We start from the raw sequence: 15,316 nt of genomic DNA, 5'->3' as shown, positions 1-15,316 counted from the left end.
CTTTGGACTTAATAGTCACCAGATCGTATAGCTGGATCAGTTTATTTTGTCATATAGACAGTCCTCCTGAAATAGCTCATCAACGGAACATCTTTTTTTTCGTCTGATAGCTTTAGCTTGCGCCCACTTTTTTTCAATCGGATTTAAGTCAGGGCTATAAGGAGGTAACCATTGCAAAATACATCCCTTTTTCTCAATAGCTTCACAGATGTCTTTACGCTTATGAAAGCTGGCATTATCCATCACAATCACCGCATTAGAGGGAACTTTAGGTAACAAATCTTGTGTTACCCAAGCATGAAAAACATCCGCATTAATACTTCCGGCAAACAAACTTAAAGTCACAAAGGTATTTCGGATAATTGCCCCAATAGCATTAATACGACCTTTGGCATGCCAATCATGAACACCATAACAGCGTTGACCTTTGTCCGAATAACCATGAGTACGAGGTGAGGATTGAGCAAAGCCACTTTCATCCAAATAAACGACAGGCTTTCCTAACTGCTCGTACCGACTAAGTTGTTGTTGAAACCTCGCCCGCTTTAATTCATCTGCTTTGGGGTGGCACAGTGTTTTTTTTATAGCTCTTATTTAACCGTTTGAGAGCATCGTGAATACTCGGTTGCGAAACACCAAAGCGCTTGGCTCGTTCCCATTGATAATCATCAGGGAAATCTTCGACATCTTTTTTCAGTGTCTCCATGCAAAGCTTGATGCTGGGTCTATTTTTTTTCGCACAAGGCTCAATGTTTTTATTCCAACGAAGAAGGCTTCGCATGGATATATCAAAGTGCTCTCCGGTTTCTTCAAAGGTTAAACCGTGTTTCTGTTTATAAGCCAAGACGTGTTGGCGAAATGCTATCGGATAAGTCATGTGAGTATTATGCCATAATAAACCTATTTAGCTATAACAACCAAAGTTCACTCTTTTCGTTCCCAATTTAATATTTAAGAATTTTTTCCTTTAAAATTAATACCCTCCTTTTTTACCAACTCCCAGATAAACAAAATTCCACTCTACATAAAATGGTTCCCACCAAGCAGAAATACCTGTTTCTTTATCTGTATGTCGATGAAACCCATGAAGACTTGGTGGAGTGATTTTATACTTCACATGATATTTCCCAACACCATTCATTTTTACATTAGCACCATAATGCGGACCATCATTTGCCAACATTGGAATAAAATGGCCTGACTTTTTCCAAGATGTACCTTTTTTTGAAATGGTATATTGAACGCCAAGATAAGGTATCCAATCTCCCTTATTAAAACCAGCTTGACGAGCGGCACTAATATCAGCTTCTAAATGTATATCTGCAGGATGATCAGAATGTTCGTGAACAGGATCCATTATTACAGCTTGTAAATATACCGCATTAATACTCATTCCATTTTTTGTAATTGTTTTGCCTATTTTTTTTTCAGCCGCAATTGAAAACTGAAATAAATGAACACTTAAAATAACTAGTAGCATAATATTTTTTTGCATATATAACTCACTTAATCCTATTTATAAAACACTACATATTTCTTTTAAAATATTGCAGCCCACCAACACCCACTAACAAAAACACTCCCTAAGACTCCAGGAAAAATAGGCATCCAAACATTGGATTTTTTCACTCTCATGCCTAAAAGAATTTTATAAGATAAAAACACACTCCAAAAAATCGCGAATATAAACACACTATATTTAATTTTTTCAACCGTTCCTAACTCAAAACCTAAAGCCATTAAGCTCATAAACAAATCACCTCCTAACCCCAACAGCAAAGAAACTAAGGCGACAGGCATAAACTGATAAGAAAGCTGAATCATTTGTTCTTTTTGGGTTCCTATAGCTCCCGCTTTATCAGCCAATAAAGATGAAAGCAATGTAAAAAAATACATAACACCAGCAACAAAAAACATAACTAATGTCATAAAGCTTGTAATCATTATGAAATCTAACCAGTTAAAAACTTCTCTAGAATCAGGGTGAACACTCATTAACCATGACGGCCCAGACTCTCCAATCCAATAATATTCATTTTCAATAAACCATGTTCCAACCAAATCTCGTAATACCTGATAAAAGGATAAGGTTAGCCATAAAAAGCCACCTAATGCTGAACCACTCCCCAAAAATAAAAACCACATTTCAGAATTATTAGGGTTAAAGTGACGAATTTTTTCTACTTCTAAACCTGGTCTTTGCAATACCAGTTTTAACCCTTTGTTTTTATCTGGATGTACACATCGAAAGCACTCGATACAATGTCGCGATTCTTGTTTTCTTGGAATATCAATCATTGTTGGGCATGGTCCTTTTTCAACATATCGAGACTCACCTGGTAACGGTGACTTAGGATGAAGCTGAAGGATACTTAGTCGAGAAAAAACCCCCAATAAAAGGCCAATAGGGCACATATGCCGACACCAGACACGCTTTTTTTTGCCATAAAAATAACCAACGAAAATTGCGCAAATTAATGTACCACCAAACAGTACAGCCATTGAGTCAACAAAATCTCTTACGCTTAAAGTTTGCCCTAAGGTTGTAACGAGTATAAAGCTAATAATGGGTGTTCCTTCCCATCGCATCCAAGCAGGGATCGCTCTTTGTTTACCAACTTTATTAGCCCACTCTGAAGCAGCTCCCATTGGACAAAAAATCCCACACCATGATCTTCCAGTAAAAATCACTGAAATAAAAACTAACGGAAACCAAATACCCCACATTAAATACAATGACACTTCAGACAGTTTTTTAGCCAATAGAGTATATTGAAGAAATGTTTCTAAAAACAAAGGGGCGAGCAGTAGAAAGACAAAAGCCACAAACATAAATAGATGCAAATAAATTAATTTATCTAAATTTCTCTTCATGAATTTTTCGAACTTTATTAACAAATTATTGCTATCTGTTCGAAAACGCCCCACATTATCGAGACTATTTATACTTATAACTATATCACCTGGTGTTTTAATCAAAACAAATAACCTTACTTGTTTACTAAAAACTCAATATATCCAGCAACCAAATATCAATATCTAATCAAATATCAATATCTATTATTGGCTAATACGCTAGTTTATTTCTATTCAGGTATTGTTTAAAAAAGAAAAAATCTTGAAGAAAACCTATAGAAAAATTAAGAAAGCAGTTACCAATTCAAAACTTAATCAACTTTATGAAAAACAACCTAAACTTTTTAAGGTCTATATAGTAGCTTTTTTCTAGTATGAAACCATTCTGAAGAAATCTATTCTCTCTCGTTTTTTCATCTATTCTGTATATAAAATAAAAACACGGTTTATCTGTACGCTTTATAAAAATTATTTTTTCTATTTTTGTGATGTACTCCACAAGATAAAATAACAGTATAAACTGATGTGGTTAATTAAAAATATATCCCCATAATTTTCAACTCTAAAATTAGAAATTTGAATTTTTAATCGATAAACAGATATAGCTACTGCCCGTTATATAAAGAGTGACTTAAAAAGAAAGCTAGCTTAATTAAACATAATAAAACCCTTGAGCTTTTATAAGTACAGAGCAACGTTCTCGTACACACTATACTAGTCATCTCCAATAAGTTACTAATGCTCATAAAACAGAAAAAGACTGATATCAATCATTCTCAACAAAACTACTTTTAAAGATTCGAAGGAAAATTTTATTTTTAAAGCTTGTTAATAAATCAAAGAAACATAAAAACTGACATGTTTATTTAGAAAAATAACAAACAATATACTAGGCCACTTACTAACTCATTCAAAGTTTGATTAGCCCTAAATAACAATAATTATCTTTTGCAAAACGACATTAACATTTATAGGTTAGTATTATGCTCGGCAAGGTTTAATCCGAATAAAGAGGAATGCTTAACATTATTTTAACAGAAACTTATATACACTTTACTGGTATTCAAAATTATCGTAGTTTTTTAGTTAAATTAGATTTCATTAACAATCTGTATTAAATCTTTTTAATATCAATTGATTATCATATTTAGCTAAATTTTAAATTCTCTATAAAATCAAACACATAAAAATAACTTTTATCTATATTCAGTAATATTACCCAGAGTAGTGAATTGTCAGTTTTGATTTGTTAGAGTAAGACAGGCTTGCATTAGGTTAATAATAATGAATAAGAGTATAAATTATAAACTTCTAGACTGCTTAATTAATTGTGAGGAATACTATATTGAGTTCGCCAACTCAACACAAGTTCACTTACAACCAAAAATTCTTGAAGTATTAAATTACTTGGCAAAAAGCTACCCAAAGCTGGTTACTCGAGAAGAGCTCATTGAACAAATATGGAATAATAATTTTTTAGTTGGAGAACAAGCATTAACTAATGCAATTTGGAGCTTAAGGCAGACTTTTCGCGGTGTATATGGTGATAAATCACTCATAGAAACAGTTAGAAAAGCTGGTTATAAGTTAGCAGAAAAACCTGAATTTATTAAGATAGAAGAAAAAACGAACGTTTCAGCAATTTTAACTCAAAAAAACACCCGGAGCATTGCTGTTTTACTCACTAGTCTGGTTGTTCTTAGTATAACAATTCTCATAAATATGCTTCCGTCTCGTACAGAATTCAAGAAAGTTGTGACTAAACCAATAACTACTGAACCTGGTTCTGAAGTATTTCCGGCATTATCGCCAGATGAAAAATATTTGGTTTTTAAAAAACAAACTCACAATCACTTTACCGATTTATACCTAAAAAATATGCATCAACCCGATTTACCGCTAAAACAGCTTACTTTTGATGAGGCAGAGGAAGGTATACCGGTTTGGTCAAATGACTCTAACTTTATCTATTATTATAAAAAAGAAGACAGTGATAAACATTGCAAAATTTTTCAATTGAATATTAAAACACTCAAAGAACAGGGCGTTTTTTCCTGCTTTATTAAAGGCTTTCCTAAACTTGCTATATCTAGAAAAAATAACTTATTAGCTTATTTAACCCCTGTTAATGAACAAGATAATGCTGCAATTGCAATTATTGATATAATCGATAATCCAATTAACGAACAACAACCTAAAATAATTAACTGTGAAAAACCTTGTAACTATAGCGTTCGCGATTTGGCATTTTCCCCAGATGCCAACAAGCTTGCTTATACCAGGCGAGTTGATGATTATAATGAAAATATCTATGTTGTTGATTTAAGTACTTTACGCCATCAAAAAATAACCGAACAGTTTTATGATATTTTAGGGCTCACTTGGCATACTGACAACAAACGGATTATATTTGGTGCGCAAAACTCTGATATACGAGAGGGTTATGTTGTTGATACCGAAAATAAAGAACTATACAGTTTAGATATTCCTGGGTTTAGTTTTCCCTACTTTTCACATAAACAAAAAGCTTTGCTATATCATGAAAAGCTAGAAAAATATCAAATAGCAGCTTTATCCTTAAATAAAAAAATTTATTCAGACTTACAGTCTCTAATATTTTCTAAATTTAATCATAGAAACTCTGACTACTCAGAAGCGGCTAATAAAATTGCTTATATTTCTAACGAAAGTGAACATTATGAGCTTTGGATTTCGGATTTAGCCGGAGAAAAAAGAAAGCAATTAACTTATTTAGAAAAAGAAGTGAGCCATCCCAGATGGTCACATGACGGAAAAAAAATTGCCTATTTAGCTCCCAAAGAATCTAACATCGGAAACAATATCTATGTTATTGATTTAGCTTCAGGCAGAATAGAAGAAATCCGATCTAACTTTTCAGTGCATGGCCGTCCTCATTGGTCTCAAGATAATCAATCTATTTATGCAACAGTTATTGATCATGAAAAAACAGATTTATACCAGTTTCTAATTAAACCAGAAAGAGCCACTGAACTCATCACAGAAGATGTTCTTTATGCCCAAACAAACACTCCAAATAATATTTTTTTCACTCGTAAGGATAAATCGCTTTGGTTAAAAAATTTAAATTCGAATAAACCAGCAAAAAAAATACTAAACTCTCAAGATTTTGGTTGCGCTTATTTATGGGAACTAACTGATGAGGGAATATTTTATTATTCGAAAGATAAAGAAAGGTTCAAAATAAATTTTTATAATATTGCCACAAAAACAATTAAGCCAGTCGCAGAATTAACTTGGCTAACAGACGATCAATATGGTTCCTTTTCTTTTGTAAAAGAAACCAATCAATTACTCATTACAACGGCAGAATTACCTCAATCAGATATCAAATTAACTTACCATCCTTTATTAAGTAACGAATAATTGTTACCAAAATAATAATGTTACCAGGGCGTATGGTTCTTTCTCAGCGAATACGCCCTAGTTAACCAAATTGACCAAAGATTTCCCATTGTTTAAATATTTAATCATTCAACTAAAATAAACTTTTTTAAAATCCTTGAGCCATGTCCTTCCACACTTTAGATTTATTTTTAAATGCTAAATAAGATTCATAAATTCGTTTAGAGAGCTCATTAGTATTAGCTTGTTCAGCAACTAAATTTTTAGAAATTTCTTCTAAATGGTCTAATACAGCTTGCGGTAAACGCTTAACTTGAACACCGTGTTTTTCGACTAGAGTATTCAAAGCCTCACTATTTTTTTCAGTAAACTCCGCTAAAATGTCTTCATTAGCAATTAAACAAGCGGCTTTTACTATTTCTTGCAGATCACTTGGCAACGCTTCAAAAGCTTCTTTATTAATAATTGCTTCTAAAGTTGTGCCCGGCTCTTGCCAACCTGGATAATAATAATATTTTGCCGCTTTATAAAAACCAAAAGCCAAGTCATTATAAGGTCCTACAAATTCCGCAGCATCAATTCTACCCATTTCTAAAGCCGAAAAAATTTCACCTCCGGCTATCAACTCCGGATTACCACCTGCGCGTTTTAAGACTTCCCCTCCTAACCCAGGGATCCTCATTTTTAAACCTTTTAAATCATCAATGCTATTAATTTCTTTATTAAACCAACCTGCCATTTGCATATCAGAATTACCCGCAGGCATTGGAATCAAATTATAAGGAGCATAAAGTTCTTGCCATAATTCAAGCCCACCACCTTTCAACAACCAACCATTCATTTGTTGGGAATTTAAACCAAAAGGAACCGCACTAAAAAAAGAAGCAGCAGGTAGTTTTCCTTTCCAATAATAAGAGGCTCCATGACCGATTTGCACACTACCAGAAGATACAGCATCAAAAACCTGAAGAGCAGGAACAAGTTCGCCAGCACCATAAACTTTCACTTTAAGTCGTCCCTTACTCAATTTACCAATTAATTCTGCTAAATGTTCAGCACCAGTACCAAGCCCTTGAAACCCAGGTGGCCAGGTTGTTACCATACTCCATTCAATTGTCTTCTGGCTGCTTTTATTTGAACCTGTAGCCGTGCCACAATCTTGCTGTTGCCCACAAGCACTCAATAAACTCGCTGCACCTGCTGCTGCGACAAAATTTCTTCTTTTCATTTTTATTCTCCATACGTGTTTTTCTATTTTTTCACGCAAAAAAAACCTTTACTTAAAGGCTCTAACGGATCTTATTGCTGAGGAAGGATTATTTCAAGTATTTACCACTATCCCACCCATTTTGAATAATACTTGCTTACCTATTTCGGATGGTCTCATTCTAACTCAGTCACTATTGAACCATTTCGAGGATTCAGAAAGCCATATAAACAGACCGAGCCTCAAATTTCAACGATTTGATTCTCAGTCCAATATTTGCGCATATTAACTATTAATCTCTAATAACTCCATTTAGTACAGAGCCGCCAGCTAACACGCAATCTAATGCAAGTCTTTATCCATCTGTGCATACTTGTTTCTTATTAATCAAACCGTAAAATACTGCATTTACAACAACTGATAAGATGTAGAACAAAATGTAACCCTTTTAGAGTGTAATAATGAACTAGGTTAACAGTTTTAATATTATAAAGAGCTCGTCCTTTAACAGGGGGAAAATGAAGCAGCTTTGCCTAAAGCATTGCAGATTGCATTTAGAATTTCAGTGGTGACCCGAGCTTTGTTAAAGGTGATATCACAAAGAAAGAGAAAAACAATTGATAAATAAGCCAAATAACCAAAGCCGATATAGTCGCTGTAAATAATCGTATAAAACCAGTTTTGTTTAAATAAGTAGAAATATGAACAAACTAACGTTGAGATCAACAATAATCCCCCTGGTAAAAATAAATGCTCAATCACCTTAGGCTTAAAAAATGATATTACGAATAAAAAAATAAAAACAACAGAATTGACACCTAAAAAAACCCTTATATCTAGAATTAACTTCTCGACAATCTCCATGTACTTAGCTTGTCCAAAATTAATTAGTTTGGCTTTAGTTTCTTCTAATGATGCCAACTCTAACTGCATAGACTCTCTTAGCCGTTTTCGCCATTTCTTACGACACTCACAATCCATATCAAGCATCTTCGCAACTTGTTCAGATAATATATTTTTGCTACTATTTTTGAGCTTGTGCTTAACTTCTTCGAGCTTATTTTCGGTCTGAGCACTTAATATTTTTACCTTACTATCTAAAAAACTTTTAAGTTTACTTTCAGGCAACTGAATCGCATCAATTTTATTTTCAACAGCTATATTAAGTTGTCGTTCCACAAAAGGTCGAGCCGAACTTTCTATCCACTGAGGTTTAAGAAAAGTAAAAAGAAAGAGTGAAATAAATAAAAAAGAACCAAGTAAACCCAAACTTCTTAAAAGTATTTTTCTCATTCAACATCCTGGTAGTTACTAGTTGCACTAAGAGAGAGCTATTAGCATCTGCATTTCAAGTATTTTAAATTACAATGTTAAAGTTCATCCGTTTATTAAAGTCAATCACATCTATAGACGCTAACTAACTATGCTTAGTTTGGGTTTTAGTTGATAAAATGTTAGAAACTATTTCTCTACGGGCAAATCAGAGCGGCTTCCCCATTCACTCCATGAACCATCATAAACAGTCAAATGCTTATAACCACATTCATCAGCGGCTACAGCTAGTACGCTAGCGGTGACACCTGAGCCACAACTAAAAACTAACTGCTTAGCTTTTTTACTAATCACTTGCGCAAATTTTTCTGACATTGCTTCTTTAGTTTTAAACGAACCGTTCTCTAATAGATCGGTAAATGGTAAACAGGTCGAACCAGGAATATGACCACCCGCTAACCCTTCTCTAGGTTCAGGCTCGGTTGCATTAAACCTACCTTGCGAACGCGCATCTATAATTTGAATATTATCGATATTAACCGATGCTAAAACTTGTTCTACATCATAAACCATCTCAGGATTAAATTTAGCTTTAAAGTTTCCTCTTATATCAGCTTCTGAAAATTGGCTCTGAGTAGGTAATTGTAATTTTAACCAATGCGGAAGCCCGCCATTCAATACGAACACATTTTGATGTCCCATAATTTTAAACATCCACCAAGCCCTTGGTGAAGAAAAAATTCCCATTGCATCATATACAACAACTAATGAATCAGAATTAATACCTAGCTGACTAGCAGCTTCTTCAAAAACTTGTGGTGTGGGCAGCATGTGTGGCAACTCAGAATTTTGATCACAAATTTCAGTATCAAAATTAAGCTCTCTTGCGCCTTTTATAACAACAGAAGATTGCTCAATTAAATTACCATTAGGCATTTTTTTCATTGTCGCATCTAAAATTACAATATCACGATGCTCAATATTCTTATTTAACCATTCAGCAGTTACAAAATTTGAATTCAAGTTTTCCATATTTAATCTCAGCTTTTTGTAGTTTAATGTTTGCCGATTTATTTATTACTCTTCAGCGATCCAACGAGCAACATCTTTTGCATAATAAGTTAATATTGCATCAGTACCTGCTCGTTTAAATCCAACCATAGCCTCCAACACACATTTTTTTTCATCAATCCAGCCATTTGCAGAAGCGGCTTTTAGCATGGCAAATTCTCCACTTACATGATATGCCATAACAGGCACTTTGAAATTTTGCTTCACCCGATAAATCACATCCAGATAAGGCATTCCTGGTTTAACCATTACCATATCTGCTCCTTCATTCAGATCAAGCGCCACTTCGTGAAAAGCCTCATCACCATTAGCAGGATCCATTTGATAAGTTTTTTTGTCTGCTTTTCCTAAATTACCTGATGAGCCAACAGCATCCCGAAATGGTCCATAGTATGCTGAAGCATATTTAGCAGAATAAGCTAAAATTTTGGTATTCACATACCCTTTAGCTTCTAAAGCTTCTCGAATAGCCCCAATTCTTCCGTCCATCATATCAGATGGAGCCACAATATCTGCTCCAGCTTTTGCATGGCTAACCGCCTGTTTCACCAGTACTTCAATTGTTTGCTCATTAAGCACATATCCTTGCTCATCAATGATGCCATCCTGGCCATGACTGGTATAGGGATCAAGCGCAATATCGGTAATAACACCAAGCTCAGGAAATTTTGTTTTAACCGCTTTCACCGTTTGCTGAACCAAGCCTTCTGGATTATAAGCTTCTTCAGCCAGTAAAGACTTTTTGGCTGAATCAATCACAGGAAACAAGGCAATAGCAGGAATTTTAAGTGCAACAACTTCTTCAAGTTCTATCAACAGCTGATCTAATGTCTTTCTTTCTATACCAGGCATTGATGCAATGGCTTCTGTTTTATTAACACCTTCAAGTACAAAAACAGGATAAATCAAATCATCGGCTGAAACTCGATGTTCAGCCATTAAACGACGAGAAAAGTCATCAGTCCGCATTCTACGTGGGCGTTTAACAGGGTAACTACCTTGAGTTGCATACAAAGCCATACTAATTTCCTTAAATCGAATTATATATTGTCACCAATCAGGATACGTTTTCCCTAAGTATTATGACAAAGTTTCAAATAATAAAGTTGATCTTAAAACGTTTTTAATCAATGGTTAGCTTAACCAATCTCTATGTTGTAAATAATATTCTGTCAGCTTAGCTTCCTCACTACCTGGTTCGGGCTGCCAGTTATAATGCCAGCTCACATCAGCAGGCAGTGACATCAGTATAGACTCAGTTCGCCCGCCTGTTTGCAAACCAAACAAAGTCCCTCTGTCATAAACCAAATTAAATTCAACATAACGCCCACGACGCATTTTTTGGAATGCTTTTTCTCGTTCGCCATAAGCTGTTGATTGTCGTTTTAAAACAATGGGTAGATAAGCTTTCAAATAGTGATCACCAACACTACGAGTAAATTCAAACGATTTCTCAAATCCTGGCTCACTCAAATCATCAAAAAATAATCCTCCAATACCACGAGCTTCTTGACGGTGCTTAATATAAAAATATTCATCACACCATTGCTTATACTTGGAATATGCAGCTTCCCCTAAAGGGGAACATGCTAATCGAGATATTTGATGCCAATGAATACAATCTTCTTCAAAACCATAATAAGGAGTTAAATCAAAGCCGCCACCAAACCACCAAACTGGCGCCTCACCTTCTTTTTCAGCGACAAAAAATCTGACATTCATATGTGAAGTCGGCACATAAGGATTGTATGGATGCATAACAAGTGACACGCCCATAGCTTGAAAACTTCGTCCAGCTAACTGTGGCCTGGCAGCAGTAGCTGAAACAGGTAGTTGTGTTCCAAATACATGCGAAAAGTTAACGCCACCTTTTTCAAATATTGTACCATCAGCCATTACTCGGGTACGTCCACCACCACCCTGCTCTCTCTGCCACTCATCAGTAATAAAATCAGCTTTTCCATCCACTTGGCTTAATCCATCACAGATAGTGTCTTGTAATTCTATTAAGTAACTTTTTACTGCATTAATATCGATCATTAGGTAACTTACTTTTAGTTGTTATTACAAATTAATGGTTAAATAAAGTGTTTAAATATGACTTATTTAACTGAATAAAGAAATAGGTAAATAATTTTACCTCTTAATGACGAAGAACTCGATCATTGGTTATGTCAATAATTTGAGATGGTGCTTGACCACCACATTTCCCATCTACAAGCCAGTCGATCTTAGCCTTCATGTGATTACGCACCGCCATCGTGGTTTTTAGCTCCGATTTACCTGCAATATTGCAACTGGTGGAAACCAAAGGCGTATTAGTCGATTCACAAATTGCTCTGGCTATTGGATGTTGAGTGATACGAACAGCAAGCGATCGGAAATGCCCTCTGAGTAATGGCGAAACCTCTGGCTGGCAAGGTATTAGCCAAGTAATAGCACGTTCTCGGGGAATATTAACACGTTGTAATTGCTGCTTAGAAAGCGGTTGCAGAAACGGTTCTGCTTGTGCAATATCACTGACAAGAATAATCAGTCCCTTATAAGCAGGTCTTTTCTTGATACTCAGTATCTTCTTAATGGCATCGTTATGATAAGGATCGCAACCGAGTCCAAACACAGACTCCGTCGGGTAAGCAATAACGCCGCCACAATCAATAGCTTTGACGGCGCAATCTAATTGCCAGCGACTGATCATAATCGCTTAAAGCTAAAAGTAACTTAGCCTTTTAATGTTTGTTGCAACGCTGCATCTTTCGCGATTACCGCTTCTGCATTTGCTTGACGATCATCAGCTACGCGTTGAGCAACAGCAGGATCAGCAATACCAAGCATTTGAGCCGCTAAATATCCAGCATTCTTTGCTCCAGCCTTACCAATAGCTACAGTTGCTACAGGTACACCAGCAGGCATCATCACTGTAGAAAGTAACGCATCCTGCCCATTTAGCGGTCCACCATCCATAGGTACACCAATTACAGGTTTAGTGGTTAAGCCAGCTACTGCACCAGCTAAGTGAGCAGCTAAGCCCGCAGCACAAATAAACACTTCACATCCTCTAGCTTGTGCATCCTTAACATAATCGTGGGTTGCAGCAGGTGTTCGATGAGCCGAAGTCACTTTCACTTCAACCTTAATCTCTAAACCTTGCAAAACCTTTACTGTATTTTCCATGACTGGCCAGTCAGAATCAGAACCCATTAATATAGCGACAAACGCATTACTCATTTATATTACCTTTAAAAAGTTGGTCAATTTTCAAGCAAAAATAGGAAACGTATTCTATCAAAAGCCGATTCATGTTGTGAACCCATTTCACACTAATCTTTTAGTAAAATCAGTGTCAATCAGGCTATTTTAGTAAAAAAACGTTATTATTCGCGAAATAACACAAACTCAGATAGACTCAATAACTTAAAATCGACAACACTAATAAAAACCAATTAATGAAAAACCGCCAGTTTAACCTAACCGAACAGCAACTCCTTGAAGAAATTATGCTAGCAAGACGAGATGTTAGAGGTAATCGCTTTTCATCAGATCCCGTTGATCATTCCATAGTAAAAAAGATATTAGAAGCAGCCAGTTGGGCTCCCTCTGTAGGCTTTTCCCAACCTTGGGAATTTGTAGTTATCAAAGATAAACATATCAAGCAAAAGGTTGTCGATAGCTTCAACCGTGTTAATGCAGAAGCAAAAAATCAATTTTCAAATGATAAGCAAGCACTTTACACTAAACTTAAACTAGAAGGCATCCAAGAAGCCCCTGTAAACATTGCTGTATTTTATCGCCCTTCTAAACTACCGGTTTTAGGCCAATCTTCAATGTTAGAAACAGGCCGATATAGTGTTGTATGTGCAATTCAAAATATGTGGCTATTTGCTCGAGCCATGAATATTGGTATGGGGTGGGTGAGCATATTAGAGCCAAGTGAAGTCAAAAGTATTCTTAATGCCCCAGACGACTCTGAGTTTATTGCTTATCTTTGCTTAGGCTACGTTAAAGAGTTCTTAGAAAAACCCGAGCTGGAACAATTAAAATGGGAAAAACGCAAGCCAATTCAATCTAGCCTCTATTTTGATAGCTACTAGCCTGCGCATTTTCTCTTGAATCAATACTTTTCGTTACGTGACTACAGTACCTATTACAATAAAGCTAATAATGCTTATTCCGCCGGCGATTAAAGCATATGGAAGTTGAGTTTTAACGTGTTCTAAATGGTCGCAACCAGCAGCTAATGAAGAAACGATTGTGGTATCAGAAATTGGAGAACAGTGATCACCAAAAACTCCGCCACCGACTACAGCGGCTAAAATAATCTCTACAGGTATACCATTACTGAGGGCAATAGGTACACCAATTGGTATTAAGATCCCAAAAGTCCCCCATGAAGTCCCAGTCGTAAAAGAAATCACCGATGCGCTAACAAATATTAGTGCAGGCACACTCCATAGCGGTAGGTTGTTACTTACCATTTGTGAGACAAACTCTCCTGTGCCAAGCCCTTTCATCGACGCGCCTAAAGCCAAAGCCAATAATACTGTAGTAACCAGCGGAAGTAATTCCGACATACCGTCAAAACTCCATTTAATTAATGTCGTCGCTTTATGTTGTGTTTTTGTTGAAAACCTTACCATCAAAAATGCAACAGCACATGCCAAAGAAACAGACCATAATACCGATTGAGAGCCCGAACCCTTTAATATTTCACCGTTCCCGGTATACCACATAAAGAAAACGATACCAGCAATCATGGTCAATAGGGGAACTAGCATTAAACTAATATGACTTGCTTGAATTGAGTCCCTTTTACCTTCAACTTGAACCGCTATTTGCTGTTTTTCAGAATTGTTCATAGGCCCAAAGACTCGCCCAGTCCAAACTGTATAAAAGACCAGAGCGAGAGTCACCCAAGAATAAATATTAAAAGGAATTGAATAAATCAGTAACTCGGCCGGTTTTTCCAATTGATAGTTTTCTAATAACCCTAATAAATAAGCCCCCCAGGCATTAAACAAGATAATGACGCATATCGGTGCGCAAGTCGAATCGATAATATAAGCTAAGCGGGCACGGCTCATTTTTACCTTATCGAATAAATCACGTGCAATAAAACCCGCGGTTAAAATACTCAAGTTAGTTTCAATGAAAATTAATACTCCCAGTAATGCAGGCATTGCAGAAACCCTGCGTTGATTACTGGCTAAACCCTTTTCGGTAATCCAGCTAACAAAAGCGGCCACTCCACCCGACTTTTTAATTAAATTGAGTAGTACGCCAATTAATAAACTGAAAATTAAAATTCGTGTATTTCCAGGATTGGCAAATACTTCAACAATTCGATCAAATACACTTAAAAAACCAAGTGCGGGGTTAAGTTCTTTTAGTAAGAGCTCTGCCACAAATAGCGCAGAAAACAACGCAAGAATGACTTCCTTTTTCCAAATCGCAATAATAATTGCGATAAATGGTGGGAGTAATGTTAACCATTCCAATGTGCAGCTCTCCTAATTATTGTTAATTTTG

14 protein-coding genes are annotated in these 15,316 nt (G+C 35.8%); 2 read left to right on the top strand and 12 right to left on the bottom strand.

Going from position 1 to position 15,316, the window contains the following annotated elements; all coding sequences use genetic code 11:
• Nucleotides 1-36: 36 nt before the first annotated feature.
• From ACT5E3_RS01930 to ACT5E3_RS01915, 4 genes are all read right to left on the bottom strand, one after another.
• Entirely contained in the window at nt 37-573 is a 537-nt protein-coding gene (locus tag ACT5E3_RS01930) for an IS630 family transposase (protein ID WP_444998609.1), read from the bottom strand.
• Nucleotides 551-877 carry an IS630 transposase-related protein gene (locus tag ACT5E3_RS01925; protein WP_444994237.1) on the bottom strand — a complete coding sequence of 109 codons (327 nt, stop codon included), beginning with the start codon at nt 875-877 and terminating at the stop codon, nt 551-553. The genes ACT5E3_RS01930 and ACT5E3_RS01925 overlap by 23 nt, the downstream gene beginning before the upstream one ends.
• A 96-nt stretch (nt 878-973) precedes the next feature.
• A complete protein-coding gene (locus ACT5E3_RS01920) occupies nt 974-1,495 on the bottom strand; it encodes an iron transporter (RefSeq protein ID WP_444996635.1) in 522 nt (173 codons plus the stop codon).
• 44 nt (nt 1,496-1,539) lie between these two features.
• Nucleotides 1,540-2,874, bottom strand: a complete 1,335-nt coding sequence (locus ACT5E3_RS01915; protein ID WP_444996634.1) for a 4Fe-4S binding protein — start codon at nt 2,872-2,874, stop codon at nt 1,540-1,542.
• A gap of 1,266 nt (nt 2,875-4,140) precedes the next feature.
• On the opposite strand from ACT5E3_RS01915, the gene ACT5E3_RS01910 reads away from it, so the two are divergent.
• The gene (locus ACT5E3_RS01910) at nt 4,141-6,261 is read left to right on the top strand and encodes a winged helix-turn-helix domain-containing protein (RefSeq protein WP_444996633.1); all 2,121 of its coding nucleotides are present in this window, start codon (nt 4,141-4,143) and stop codon (nt 6,259-6,261) included.
• 127 nt (nt 6,262-6,388) lie between these two features.
• Here the strand turns inward: ACT5E3_RS01910 and ACT5E3_RS01905 are convergent, their stop codons facing one another.
• The 7 genes from ACT5E3_RS01905 to purE all read right to left on the bottom strand — a co-directional run bounded on the left by ACT5E3_RS01905 (nt 6,389) and on the right by purE (nt 13,018).
• Nucleotides 6,389-7,468, bottom strand: coding sequence for a TRAP transporter substrate-binding protein (locus ACT5E3_RS01905; RefSeq protein ID WP_444996632.1), 1,080 nt, complete (start codon nt 7,466-7,468; stop codon nt 6,389-6,391).
• 483 nt (nt 7,469-7,951) lie between these two features.
• The gene (locus ACT5E3_RS01900; RefSeq protein WP_444996631.1) at nt 7,952-8,740 is read right to left on the bottom strand and encodes a hypothetical protein; all 789 of its coding nucleotides are present in this window, start codon (nt 8,738-8,740) and stop codon (nt 7,952-7,954) included.
• Nucleotides 8,741-8,908: 168 nt separating this feature from the next.
• Nucleotides 8,909-9,751 carry a sulfurtransferase gene (locus ACT5E3_RS01895; RefSeq protein ID WP_444996630.1) on the bottom strand — a complete coding sequence of 281 codons (843 nt, stop codon included), beginning with the start codon at nt 9,749-9,751 and terminating at the stop codon, nt 8,909-8,911.
• Nucleotides 9,752-9,796: 45 nt separating this feature from the next.
• Nucleotides 9,797-10,810 (bottom strand): porphobilinogen synthase, encoded by a 1,014-nt coding sequence (hemB, locus tag ACT5E3_RS01890; RefSeq protein WP_444996629.1) that lies wholly within the window; start codon nt 10,808-10,810, stop codon nt 9,797-9,799.
• 114 nt (nt 10,811-10,924) lie between these two features.
• Nucleotides 10,925-11,830, bottom strand: a complete 906-nt coding sequence (hemF, locus tag ACT5E3_RS01885; protein ID WP_444996628.1) for an oxygen-dependent coproporphyrinogen oxidase — start codon at nt 11,828-11,830, stop codon at nt 10,925-10,927.
• A 103-nt stretch (nt 11,831-11,933) separates the two neighbouring features.
• Nucleotides 11,934-12,488: an L-threonylcarbamoyladenylate synthase gene (locus ACT5E3_RS01880; protein WP_444996627.1), complete on the bottom strand. Its 555-nt coding sequence runs from the start codon at nt 12,486-12,488 to the stop codon at nt 11,934-11,936.
• A 23-nt stretch (nt 12,489-12,511) separates the two neighbouring features.
• Nucleotides 12,512-13,018, bottom strand: coding sequence for a 5-(carboxyamino)imidazole ribonucleotide mutase (purE, locus tag ACT5E3_RS01875; RefSeq protein WP_444996626.1), 507 nt, complete (start codon nt 13,016-13,018; stop codon nt 12,512-12,514).
• A gap of 218 nt (nt 13,019-13,236) precedes the next feature.
• Here purE and bluB point away from each other — a divergent pair, with 218 nt between their 5' ends.
• Nucleotides 13,237-13,881 (top strand): 5,6-dimethylbenzimidazole synthase, encoded by a 645-nt coding sequence (gene bluB, locus ACT5E3_RS01870; RefSeq protein ID WP_444996625.1) that lies wholly within the window; start codon nt 13,237-13,239, stop codon nt 13,879-13,881.
• Between the two features lie 33 nt (nt 13,882-13,914).
• Here bluB and ACT5E3_RS01865 read toward each other — a convergent pair whose 3' ends face one another.
• Nucleotides 13,915-15,285, bottom strand: a complete 1,371-nt coding sequence (locus ACT5E3_RS01865) for a Na+/H+ antiporter NhaC family protein (protein WP_444996624.1) — start codon at nt 15,283-15,285, stop codon at nt 13,915-13,917.
• Nucleotides 15,286-15,316: the final 31 nt, after the last annotated feature.

It is taken from the genome of Aliikangiella litoralis, from assembly GCF_052495765.1.
This window is presented reverse-complemented; position numbering and strand designations above follow the sequence as displayed.

What these genes read in the sequence shown, in the direction of transcription:
- ACT5E3_RS01920 (WP_444996635.1), bottom strand. Translation starts at nt 1,495, where the DNA reads ATGCAAAAAAATATTATGCTACTAGTTATTTTAAGTGTTCATTTATTT.
- ACT5E3_RS01905 (WP_444996632.1), bottom strand. Translation starts at nt 7,468, where the DNA reads ATGAAAAGAAGAAATTTTGTCGCAGCAGCAGGTGCAGCGAGTTTATTG.
- ACT5E3_RS01895 (WP_444996630.1), bottom strand. Translation starts at nt 9,751, where the DNA reads ATGGAAAACTTGAATTCAAATTTTGTAACTGCTGAATGGTTAAATAAG.
- hemF (WP_444996628.1), bottom strand. Translation starts at nt 11,830, where the DNA reads ATGATCGATATTAATGCAGTAAAAAGTTACTTAATAGAATTACAAGAC.
- ACT5E3_RS01880 (WP_444996627.1), bottom strand. Translation starts at nt 12,488, where the DNA reads ATGATCAGTCGCTGGCAATTAGATTGCGCCGTCAAAGCTATTGATTGT.
- ACT5E3_RS01900 (WP_444996631.1), bottom strand. Translation starts at nt 8,740, where the DNA reads ATGAGAAAAATACTTTTAAGAAGTTTGGGTTTACTTGGTTCTTTTTTA.
- purE (WP_444996626.1), bottom strand. Translation starts at nt 13,018, where the DNA reads ATGAGTAATGCGTTTGTCGCTATATTAATGGGTTCTGATTCTGACTGG.
- ACT5E3_RS01925 (WP_444994237.1), bottom strand. Translation starts at nt 877, where the DNA reads ATGACTTATCCGATAGCATTTCGCCAACACGTCTTGGCTTATAAACAG.
- hemB (WP_444996629.1), bottom strand. Translation starts at nt 10,810, where the DNA reads ATGGCTTTGTATGCAACTCAAGGTAGTTACCCTGTTAAACGCCCACGT.
- ACT5E3_RS01915 (WP_444996634.1), bottom strand. Translation starts at nt 2,874, where the DNA reads ATGAAGAGAAATTTAGATAAATTAATTTATTTGCATCTATTTATGTTT.
- bluB (WP_444996625.1), top strand. Translation starts at nt 13,237, where the DNA reads ATGAAAAACCGCCAGTTTAACCTAACCGAACAGCAACTCCTTGAAGAA.
- ACT5E3_RS01910 (WP_444996633.1), top strand. Translation starts at nt 4,141, where the DNA reads ATGAATAAGAGTATAAATTATAAACTTCTAGACTGCTTAATTAATTGT.